9 protein-coding genes are annotated in these 11,603 nt (G+C 38.0%); 1 reads left to right on the top strand and 8 read right to left on the bottom strand.

Features of this window, described 5'->3' with window-relative positions; all coding sequences use genetic code 11:
• Nucleotides 1–12: 12 nt before the first annotated feature.
• From B5X76_RS09450 to B5X76_RS09465, 4 genes are all read right to left on the bottom strand, one after another.
• Entirely contained in the window at nucleotides 13–834 is an 822-nt protein-coding gene (locus B5X76_RS09450) for a DUF4843 domain-containing protein (RefSeq protein ID WP_176141032.1), read from the bottom strand.
• Between the two features lie 26 nt (nucleotides 835–860).
• Nucleotides 861–2,339 (bottom strand): RagB/SusD family nutrient uptake outer membrane protein, encoded by a 1,479-nt coding sequence (locus tag B5X76_RS09455; RefSeq protein WP_176141033.1) that lies wholly within the window; start codon nucleotides 2,337–2,339, stop codon nucleotides 861–863.
• An 18-nt stretch (nucleotides 2,340–2,357) separates the two neighbouring features.
• A complete protein-coding gene (locus B5X76_RS09460) occupies nucleotides 2,358–5,627 on the bottom strand; it encodes a SusC/RagA family TonB-linked outer membrane protein (protein ID WP_079642868.1) in 3,270 nt (1,089 codons plus the stop codon).
• A 62-nt stretch (nucleotides 5,628–5,689) separates the two neighbouring features.
• The gene (locus B5X76_RS09465; protein ID WP_079642869.1) at nucleotides 5,690–6,793 is read right to left on the bottom strand and encodes a FecR family protein; all 1,104 of its coding nucleotides are present in this window, start codon (nucleotides 6,791–6,793) and stop codon (nucleotides 5,690–5,692) included.
• Nucleotides 6,794–6,878: 85 nt separating this feature from the next.
• Between B5X76_RS09465 and B5X76_RS09470 the strand changes: the two genes are divergently transcribed.
• Entirely contained in the window at nucleotides 6,879–7,475 is a 597-nt protein-coding gene (locus B5X76_RS09470; protein WP_079642870.1) for an RNA polymerase sigma-70 factor, read from the top strand.
• On the opposite strand, the gene B5X76_RS09475 is transcribed toward B5X76_RS09470, so the two are convergent.
• The 4 genes from B5X76_RS09475 to B5X76_RS09490 all read right to left on the bottom strand — a co-directional run bounded on the left by B5X76_RS09475 (nucleotide 7,472) and on the right by B5X76_RS09490 (nucleotide 11,596).
• Complete coding sequence (locus tag B5X76_RS09475; protein ID WP_079642871.1) at nucleotides 7,472–9,727, bottom strand: beta-N-acetylhexosaminidase; 2,256 nt, start codon at nucleotides 9,725–9,727, stop codon at nucleotides 7,472–7,474. The two genes, B5X76_RS09470 and B5X76_RS09475, sit on opposite strands and share 4 nt — an antisense overlap.
• Nucleotides 9,728–9,844: 117 nt before the next feature.
• Complete coding sequence (locus tag B5X76_RS09480) at nucleotides 9,845–10,045, bottom strand: helix-turn-helix transcriptional regulator (protein WP_079642872.1); 201 nt, start codon at nucleotides 10,043–10,045, stop codon at nucleotides 9,845–9,847.
• Entirely contained in the window at nucleotides 10,035–10,538 is a 504-nt protein-coding gene (locus B5X76_RS09485) for a hypothetical protein (protein WP_139375264.1), read from the bottom strand. Before B5X76_RS09485 ends, B5X76_RS09480 begins: the two co-directional genes overlap by 11 nt.
• Nucleotides 10,539–10,708: 170 nt before the next feature.
• A complete protein-coding gene (locus tag B5X76_RS09490) occupies nucleotides 10,709–11,596 on the bottom strand; it encodes a PorP/SprF family type IX secretion system membrane protein (protein WP_079642874.1) in 888 nt (295 codons plus the stop codon).
• Nucleotides 11,597–11,603: the final 7 nt, after the last annotated feature.

Consider the following 11,603-nt stretch of genomic DNA (forward strand, 5'->3'; position numbering starts at 1 on the left):
ATTTATTATTCATTAAGGTTTATATGGAACACCTACTGTAGAAGTCCATGATACATTCATTACCCACATTAACCGGCCATCTGCTTCTAAAACCGGCCGCCCCGCATCATACTCTGTTTGCAAATATGTTTTCATGACCTGATTGATAACATTAACTCTTGCAGTCGGCATGCTTGTAGCATTAGCAAAATCATTGTAAACCAAATTATTTATTGCGCAAATAAGTCTAAACTTCTTCTCTGTAAAAACACCTAGCAAACCCGCCTCAACTCCATTATTTGCCTGTCCAAACCATATTGCTGGCCTTGTTATAAAATCGGATATCAGTACTTGATGATAGGTCGCATTAAAAATTCGATCACCTGAAGTTGCCCAATGAGGAGAAACTGGATACCAAGTAGGAATTGCTAGAGTAAAGTGTTCATTAGGTACCAAATTAACACCTAGAGTTTTAGTTTGCGACTGTAAAGCTTCTGTACGTTTTACAGTGACAGGTATATCGACAAACAATGAACCTGCTGGAATCATATAAGAAGATTCCAATTTATCAAAGTCCACATCAACCACTGCATCAGTACTATCTTTATTCACCTTTATACTAAACTCTCTATCATAGTCCTTTACTCTGCCAGTAGCCATCACACGAAGTTTAACGGTTTGTTCATCTCCTAAAATATTGATAAACTCCACAGATGTATAGTGTTGGTAAGCCCAAACCGTAGAATCGCCGTGCTCTGGTCCCCATTGTACGCCAAAGTATATACCCTCTGTTCCTTCATAGGTTATTAAGTCTTTCTCGCAGGAAATAAACAGAACGGGAATTATTAATCCCAATAATTTAATTATTATATTTTTCATGATTAGTTTCGTTGACTGATTTCACTATCTGGGAGTGGCATTATATAGTTAACCTTATCCATCTGAACCACATCTATCCCTGGACGCACTGGACTAGGGATAGCTACTTTATTTAATCTTTTAAAATAATAGTAAGTCTGCCCTTCGCCGATAAATTCCCTTAAGTATTCATTTTGAATTGCCGCATTTAGCTCCTCCCTAGTTTGAAAGGTCTGTTCGGGAGAACCTCTATGAACTCCTACCTTATTGAAATACTGGGTACCTTCTGTTAATAATGTTGCCGTCTCAGCAGCAATTAGGTACATCTCAGAAATACGCATCAAAGGCATCATGAATTTATAAGCATTTGATATACCGTTATTATCGGATACCGGCGCAAATTTTGCAAAGTAAAGAATATCCCTGTTATTGGCATATCCCTTGGCCCAATGACTTACATGACGATAGTCATTTTCCTCGGGATATAGTACTTTAAATCTTCCATCATCAAGTGTCCCAACAAAAGTTAATTGTGCGACAGGATTCAATGAATAATTAAATAGTCTATTATATAAATTTACCCGATCAGAGTTATAAAGGGCAAACATAACTTCTCCAGAAAAAACACGATCTGGGTAATTAGGTCTATTTTTGACCGCATCTGATGTCACAAACTTAAAGATTTCAGCATCCACCTTTTGTCCCTGACTAATCACTTCAACCGCATATTTATTTGCATTTACAGTATCTCCAGCCCATAAATATACGCGCGCGAGCAAACCACATACTGCAAAATAATTCATGCGGTATTGTCTATAATTCAGGTAATTATTTTGTGTTCCTTCCTGATTCAATACACCCTCAGTAAGTATAGGATCAACTTTTGCTAATAGGTCTTTTGCTTGCAGTAGATCTTCAATAACCTTATTTAACAACTCTGAGTTACTCAAAAGTGGTTGAACTTCACGATCGGTAACTATAACATAAGGTATTACTTTTTTGTCTTTATCTTCACTGTAAGTGGAACCATACAATCGCAACAAATCAAAATGCAAATAGGCACGCATAGCTAATGCTTCGCCTTTAAATAAATGATAATAAGTATTACCTAACATGGTTTCCTGTTTATCGGAATTTAGCACGATTGCATTCAAGTTGACAATTAAGCTATACATCTTTTGCCAGATTTCTTCATTTTTCTTCTTGAACTCACTGTCCGCATAATTGTAGGTATTGAAATACCTAAACTGATGTTCAGCTGTTGTCGAAACGTCATAATATTGAGCCATAACATCCAATAATCCTACGGACAGATTCTCTCCGTAAATAGCTGGTGTATTCAGTTCTGAATAAACTCCATTTATCGCTGTATTAAATCCCTTAATGGATGAAAACAGTTCGTCCTCCATAATACTATCTAATGGTTTAACATCTAGAAATTTCGAACATCCAGTCAATGTTAATACGATAGCCATTATGCTTATAACTATTTTATTTTTCATTTTCATACTAGTAATTATTTAGAATCGAGCCCCAATAGATAATGATAATGATCTTGCAAAAGGATAATCTATACCACGTTCATTTTTCACGGTCGAAATCCTGAAAATCTCATTCATGTAGAAGCGGGTATTGAAAGAAGATAATCCTATTTTCTTTGTCCAAGGCGCGTTAGTTTCGTAACCTAACGATATCGACTCACAAGAAAATGTATTTTCATCAGCAACAAACCGAGACGACATCTGTGTAGGTTCAGTTAATGATATTGATTTAAATTGTGTGACATCTCCTGACTTTTGCCAACGGTCATACAAAGCCCTCTTATCCTGATTTTGCTGTAATCTACTCAAGGTGATATTTTCGACCTTATCAAATAGTGTGTTTAAGAAAATCTGTCCACCTACGCGATATCTGAAGTTGGCGGAAGCGCTAAACCCTTTGTAAAATAAGCTAGAACCAACTACACCTTCGACAGTTGGGGTTGTGTTGCCCATTTCCTTTTCGTCACTATAGTCGTGTACAAATGTCTGCGTACCATCTTTCTTTTCAAAAACTTCTCTCCCGGTTCCTGGATCTATCCCAAGAGATTTAACCGCCCACAAAGCAGTCGTACTTCCTCCATCATAATAACGCTCTAAATTTTTAGAAACGAGCTTATTATTATCATTTAATTGATCTAGTGTTGTTCCAATGTTGTGATAGGTAGAATTTAAATACCTTGTATTAAAGTTCGCCGACCACATGAATTCATTGCGCTGGAGGATACGATAATTGAATGTAGTAGTAAAACCAGATGTTTTTTGTCCACCAACATTCAAAGCAGTAGTCCCTGTACCAGTAGAAGTTGGTACTTGAACATATATCAATAAGGGGTCTGTCATTTTGTTGAAATAATCTAGATTAATACGTAACTTTCTACCCATAGTTTCCAAATCAAGACCTAAATTACGATCCAGGGTCTTTTGCCATTCCAGATTTGAGTTACCATATTTACTGATCAATGCACTTAATCCAAATGGGTTAGTATAAGACACATTATAAGTATACATATTCAATACCATGTATGCATCAAAATTCTGGTTTCCAGGATTTCCAATTGATCCGCGAAGCTTTAACATAGAAATTTTGTCATGAATCCCCTCGAACAACTTCTCGTTATGTATATTCCATGCTAACCCCAACGACCATGTATTAGTAAATTTATTATTAGTACCAAAAATTGAAGATCCATCATACCTAACGTTAGCGTCTAATAAGTAAGTGTTTTTAAATGAATATCCTGCATTTAAATAGTAACTCAAAGATCGCTTGTCAGCGAAAGAATAACTCGGTTTGGATCCGCTAAGATAACCATTGGAAAAATTCGGTGCCCATAAATCATCGCTTTTATATCCATATACGGTGTAACCATTAGTCTCTATCTCATTCTTAACAGCACGAGTACCAATTACTGCATTTACAATATGCTGCCCAGATATACCAAAGGATTTACCATAAGTAGCACTAAAGTCAAAATCGAAACTATTCCCATTTCCCTGCGTTTCATTAAAACTTCCCTTTCTTTCAGAAGAAGTTGTTTCAAATTCACTTGCTAAAGGGGATTTGAAAAGTTTTGAATTGTTACTTGTTTTAGCGAAAGAAAATCGTCCTCTTAAACGTAATTCGCTTAATACTCGCCAATCTGTTTCAAAATTGTTCCGTAGATCTAAATTGGTAGCATTGTTGAAACTTCTTAAATAGTAGTCATACATCGGATTATAAATCTGACTATTCCCTCCCGTCGCTTCCTCTAAAACCCGTAAAATCTCTCCATACTCATCATATTTTTTATAATAAGGATTAGTTGCAGAAAAACTTGAAAACGGAACTACATTATTTTCCGCTTTATTATAATCTACGGTAAAATAGTTTGTAAACGAGAAATTATTTAGCCGGTAAGTCAATCTCACATTCCCGGAGATTAGATTTCTATTCGATCCCTTCATAACCCCCCTCGTATTACCGTAGTTAAAACCTAAACCGTAGCGCATACGATCATCTCCTCCTTCAGCAAACAAATTATGACGGTCTGAGATGGTCTTACGTAAAGGTTCATTCATCCAATAGGAATCTACACCCCTCGCAACTTCAGCCAGTCTGTTATTATAAGTAATCGCTTTGGTTTCGTTTAGAATATTTCCATTTTGATCCAAATTTCCATAAAAACCAGATAGCTTTTCAAACTGCAATTTCTCCCTGGCATTCATTAAATTATAATCGGTCAAATCTGCAAAGGTGAAGTTTGTACTGTTATTATAAGACAACCTCAGCTGACCGGCCTTAGGTTTTACCGTCTCCACAACGACAACTCCATTAGCAGCTTTAGCCCCGTAAATAGCTGTCGCTGTTGCATCTTTAAGTAAAGTCACCGATTCAATTCTGTCCATACTTAAGTCAAAGATTGCTGCTAAACTGGATTCAAAACCATCTAAAATAAACAGTGGTTGATTAGGATCTGTATTGAATTCCTGTTGAAGACCTATTACACTTGTTTTCCCTCGTATATTGATATCTGGTAATGCGTTTGGATCTGAACCCGCCAAATTATTCTCAGCAATTGCAAAGGAAGGATCTAAAGTCTTCAATGCTTGCAATACATTAGTATTACCTATCATCTTTAATTCCTTCTGTGAAAAAGTTGAAGATGAGCCTGTAAAACTATCTTTATTCCTTGTATATATCCCTGTAATTACAGTTTCCTCTATCTCATTTTCTTTTTCTTTTAGTTTGATCTGTAGCTTAGTTTGGTTGCCAATAGTTACGACCTCATCCCGGTATAAGATATGCTTAACAAGAACTGTTTTAACGTCTGTAGGAATATCTCCCTTGAAAGTTCCATAACTATTCGTTTGACCAATAGCTTTCTTTGTAACTGTCGAAACAATTGTTGCCCCAGAAATAGGATCTCCCTTTGATGATTGCACAAGAAGTTCAATTGAACGTTGTTGTTGCATTTTCTCTTTTTTTGATAGCACGATCGTCTTTTCTCGTACCGTGTATGCGACATCCTTGCCCGCAAATAATTTTGCCAAGGCTTCGTCTAAAGATGTATTCTTAAGGTCTTCATATACGACACTTTTTTTATCGAAGGTATTCTCCAAATGCACGATGGAATACCCTGTCTGTTTTTTAATTTCATTCAGACACTCTTGAAGCGTAAGTTGCTTCTTTTCAATATGGACTCGCTGGAATGCCGCCGCCCAGGTTAAGTTGGCAAACATGGCAAAACAAATCCCTAATGTATACTTCATTATCTATTTAATTATAGGTTAGTTCTAAAAATTAAGTTAAATTCAAATTATCGGTTATTGTACTACTTTACCATAACCCTCCTTCCTTTTACTTCGAATGTATTTCCTTTAGCTAATGAAAGAATGTCCAATACGGTATGTATATCTGAAAATTTAGATATATTACCTTGATAACGCACCGCTAGATTTGCATCTGCATAATCTATATCTACATTATACCAATTGCCTACCTCGTCCATAATTTCCGCTATATTTTTATTGTCCAAAGAGAAGTACCCCTCTTTCCAGGCTCCGACCTGCTCGTTTACAAAACTCTTAACAGAATAATTACCGGACTGATCTGCTAGAAGCTCCTTTCCTGGCTTAAGATAAACCTCAAACTTAGGATTAGAGACCAACACAGCTCCTTCAAATAGGGCTGTCCGAAGTCCCTCACCCTCTTTATAATTTACATTAAACTTGGTGCCTAACACTTTAATTGACGTACTGCCTAACGATACAATAAATGGCCGTTTATGCCTATCTTTCTTGACCTCAAAAAACACCTCGCCTATTGCACTGACTCTTCTTTCTGAATCACTAAATCTAGCAGGGAATGAAACGCTGGAGTTAGCATTTAAGGTCAATGCAGAGCCGTCCTCCAACTGCACCATGAAGTTTCCTCCCTTCGGCGCATGTATATGCTGTAGGGTACCACTTGCATGGTCCATAGCCCTGACTTTAATCTGATTATCAGAAATACGTTCAACCAGCAACTGATCAAACTGATAGACCGAATCAGCTTTTAAGGTATTCAATAGAACTTCTTCTCCTCCTTCGCGGTACAATATCCCTTTATCTTCTCCTGGTTTAATGCTGTCTACTTTTGCTACGATGGGCTCATTTGGGCTAGACTGATGATTATTATAAAATAAATAGCCCATACCAAGTAACGCTATTAGGGAAGCTGCGACAGCTACTCTATTCCATAAAGGAGTTACAGTTTTGACCTTAATATCCGACAGTATTCCCTTTTTAAGTTTCGATTTTTCAGCAGAAGTCCAGGTAGATTCGGAATAGGGATACTGAATACTATCCAACCATTCGTCAAGGACCTGCCGTTCTCCTTGAGTAAGTTTATTTTCTTTATAACGACGAATTAATTCGTCAAAATAGTCCTTTTGCATTTTTAAATGTGGTTGTTATCAGTAACTTTGTCATATAGTAACTTATCTAAACAAGTACACACACAGTAAATAACATTTTTTTTAAGTGAAAGCGAGCAACAACTGGGAAGCAAAAAAAGAAAGGGATTTGCTGTCTGCACTGCGAAGCAATCCTACCAGAGGGTTTGAAAGAGCTTATGATGAATATGCTGAAAAACTACTTTACTATATATATTCCAAAATTGGCGATAAGAAACATAGTGAAGATATTCTACAGGATGTTTTTGTAGACTTTTGGAAAAAAATAGATCAGGTAGATACTTCCATCTACGGCTTCCTATTTCACCTCACCAAGTATCAGGTTTTAAATTATTTCAGATCGGAACGTGTTAGGAATAAATACATACTGCACCTAAGCAGTTTTCTGCACGACATCAACTTAATAACCCCACACAAATATGTGGAAGCCAAAGAAATAATGGAACAGATTGAACGACTGGTCGATCAAATGCCTCCACAGTGCAGGAAAGTATTTATCATGAGTCGCTTTGAGCATAAAAGTAATGAGCAGATCGCGGAAGAGCTCCAGATCTCTAAGCGAACAGTAGAAAACTATATCACCAAAGGTCTTGCCTTTATCAGGGAGAATAATATCAGTATTTACCTGATATTATCCCTCCTCCTTGATAAAAATAAATTTTAATATACAATGATCTCGTCTGTAAATAGATAACCTCGCTTTGGATTAGAAGCTTTAACTTGTATATATCGCGCCCGTTGCTGACTATTTAGCTTTAACTCAAAACGCTTGAATGTAAGCTTGGACTCTTGATCAGATATATCATTTAAAACCTTGCCCACTGACCTGAATTTCTTTCCATCTTCTGATAAAAGCACCTCAAGTTCACCTGGCATATAGACGCCTGGACCTATCATCTGCATAAAATTCATCGCAACACGATTTACATCTTGTATTTCCTGCAAATCAACAACCAAATCTATGGGCCGCGTAAATCCTTGCCATTGCCCGTCATGATAGGTAAGACCTCCTTGTATGCCGTTGGTCATACTACGCTCCTTTTGAGCAGCATAACCATCCCACTTACTATTATAAGTGACAGGCTTGCCTATCGCTTTATGGATATCGGTATCCACAATCAACACTGGTCCAATAGCGATAGAGTCCAGAAAATACTGTGCCGATATACGGGCGCTCTTGTTTAAGACAAAAGGTCCTGAATAGCGAGGCGAATTGAATTGTGGGCTAGTACCATCTACTGTAAAACGGATATTGTGCGGATCGACCTGCTCGGTAGCTAAGTTAATCGTATTTTCCCTTCTTACGGAATCATAGATATTGGTATATGTTACATTATAAGAAGGACGGTAATAGTTGACATGCAAATCTTGAAGCACTTTGTAATGCTTCTGCATGCGAGCATGAAAATCTGTCCAATCCTTATCTTTTGTAGCTGTCCAATTGACTTCTGATAATGCAAGCGCTCTCGGGAAAACCATATACTCCACGTGCTCTGTGGTGGGTACATATTCGGCCCAAATATTGGCCTGCGCCCCAATGATATGATGCTTCTTATCCGAAGATATCGCCTCTGGGACTGGGTTATAGCTGTATACCTTTTCTAAAGGCAGATACCCTCCGATAGCCTCAGGCTGTGTGCGGGGATCTGTCTGATAGGAATCAAAATACAAATGTGACCCCGGGGTCATAATCACATCGTGACCTGCATTTGCAGCTTCTATCCCCCCTTCTTCGCCTCGCCAGCTCATCACCGTAGCCCCGGCGGTAAGCCCGCCATCAAGAATTTCGTCCCAGCCGATTAATTTGCGTCCTTTTGATTGTAGAAAAAGATCCATCTGTTTAATTGCATAACTCTGCAGCTCATCCACAGATTTGAGCCCCTCTCGCTGCATCAAAGCCTGATCTTTAGGACAAGCTTTCCAGTGCTTCTTATCGGCTTCGTCTCCACCAATATGTATATATTCTGAAGGGAATATTTGTAGTACTTCATCGAGTACATTCTTTAAAAACACAAAAGTCTCCGGATTACCTATACAAAACTCAGCCTGCGTATAGGGTTTGCCCGAACAAGAAAGATGTGGATAAACCGCCAACACCTCTTCGGAATGTGCAGGCATTTCAATTTCAGGAATGATATTAATACCTCTCTTTGCAGCATATGCCACAAGCTCACGAGCTTCATTTTGTGTGTAGAAGCCACCGCTCGCATTGGGCATACCCCGATCAACATACTGACGACCATTATTCCACCAATCTTTCCAATTGCTATGGGTGCGCCATGCTGCTTTTTCTGTCAACTCAGGGTATTTTTTGATTTCGAGACGCCAACCTGCTCCGTCTGTGATATGCCAATGTAGATTATTGAACTTATATAATGCCATCAAATCAATATATTTCTTGATAAAGCTGACTGGCATAAAATGTCGCGAAACATCTAAATGCAAACCTCGGTATGAAAAACGAGGCTGATCAATAATATCAATAGAGCCGATCTGACTTGCGTCATGCTGCAAATAACCAAGCTGTACCAACGTGTATATAGCCGAAATAATATGTTCCCGACTCCAGGCTTTTACTGTAATACCTGAAGGACGAATGGATAGAGAGTAAGCATCTTTAGCAAGATTATCCTTGGAAGTAGCTTTGGTAATAACTATTCCACCAGATGCAGATTTACGTGGCAAAAGCTTTATTGAAAGCTCTTTGATAGCGGGGTGCTCGGTTAGTAAAGAAGCTGCGTCTTTAAACTCAGGACTAACTCTAACTTCTTCTATAGCAGAAAAATAATAACTTCCCGATTTCAAATCTAAGGAACTGGGCTTTGGAATAATCGCAAAATTATGTTGGCTTAATACCTGAGTTGGCAAAAAAGCCACCGTAAGAACTACAAAAAGCCATCGTTGGTACAAATTCATAATTAATCGTTTTAGTAGAATCAAAATTAATCATAATCAACCTAATTGTACTAAAAAACGTATCCTCCTAAGCGGACAAACTACATTTTTATCAACGCCAAAATTATCCTTCACCTTTTAATCCGTATCTTCTAATTCAAATAGCTCTTCAATATTCTTTTCCAGGACCCGGCTGATCTTTAAGGACAAGACTGTGGATGGCACATATTTACCCGCTTCCAATGCATTAATGGTCTGGCGGCTAACATCCACCAACTGGGCCAACTGATCTTGCGAATACCCTTTAATCAATCTGTTAATCTTTATATTATTCTTCACGTGATGCCCTCCTATTCAACTTATAAATACTCGTATGAAAGATAAGGTTGTAAATCAACAATAAAATAGTGAGGTAATGAAAACTAATTACTAAATAATATCCATCATAAACAAAAAGTGTGGCCAAGATCATGAAAACAACGGAACTAATTACAGCCCAGGACCAAGAGTACAAACGTATGGAATTGATCATCTCATCCTCTATTTTATTTCTTGAAAAAGCAATGAAAGTCAATCCCACCTGAATAGAGAGCAAATTGAGCGTAAGGTTCATATCTGTTTCAATTATCTTAAAATATCCAGCCTGCGATACCAACGCAAACATCGGGAACGAATAATCTAAAACGGATGACGTCCCACCAAACGAGTTGACAGAAATAACTATCCACTGTTTCTCAACTAATAAGTTGATTAAAGAAAGAACAATAAAACAAAAGATTAAAGCCAAACCGATCCATCGGAAATAGTGGGACAATAAAGGGACTCTTTTCATAAGAAAATAATTTAGTTTATGATTGTTTTATAATTAACGAATCAAATGTAAGAAACTCCATACATAATGTAAAACAAACTTTACATTTTTTTTTTAATCGATAGAAAATAGAGTGTGCACAAAAAAAGCCATCTGGCAAACAGATGGCTTAAATATAACCTACCGAAACACTACAGCAAGCCTATACCTCCGATTCTGTAGCGAAATCCGACCTCATGGGTATTATTCGATATACGTTGATTCAAGGTTTGGCTTTTTGGACTAAACTGGTAGCTATACCCGATTCCAAAATTCCCGAAATTAACCTGCATCAATGCGGAAAGGTCTCCTTGATTTTGTACCCCCATACCCAAGCCTAGCTTTTTTGCCATAAAAACCAGTACACTTAAATCGTATCGTGGATCCTGATTGTCCATATGGCTGACCAGTAAAGAGGGTCGTAAATGGAAAGCATTATCGAGCGGAATAAGCGCACCGGCGGTAATGTAATAGACGTTGCGGAATTCGTAATCTGTTTCTTCCTTCCTATTCAATGAAAAACGGGGCATGGATATACCTACGTAATAGCGGTCTTTGCGATAATAGGATGTACTGATGCTCAAGATTCCTGCTGTCTCGGTAATATCCTCACGAAAAGCTGGATCTTCGGGATCCACCTGGTTATAATTTCCCTGAAAATGCAATAGACCGCCTCCCATCGAAAGACTGAGGTATTCGGTCTCGGAAAGTGGTATTGACTTGGCAAAGTAAGCACTGATCTCACTCTCTTTGACTACACCAAGTGCAGCATGCTTAAAATCCATACCCACAGATGCGCCTATCCGCTGCAGGCCCACGCTGCCATTGGCCCAGATAGATTTGGGAGCTCCATCTACGCCAACCCATTGGGTACGGCCCAGGATGGAGAAACTCCCCTGTTCGTCCATCCTGCTCAATGAATTGTTAAAGGTATTGCGTAATTGTCCAAATTGATTGTAGCTCACTCCGTGCTGTGCAATACTATAAAACGGCATGAGGAATAGTATGCTTATCGCTATAATTATAGGTAGTTTTCTCATTTATATT

Origin of the sequence: Sphingobacterium nematocida, from assembly GCF_900168125.1 — a bacterium.
In the GTDB taxonomy this organism is placed as follows: Bacteria; Bacteroidota; Bacteroidia; order Sphingobacteriales; family Sphingobacteriaceae; genus Sphingobacterium; species Sphingobacterium nematocida.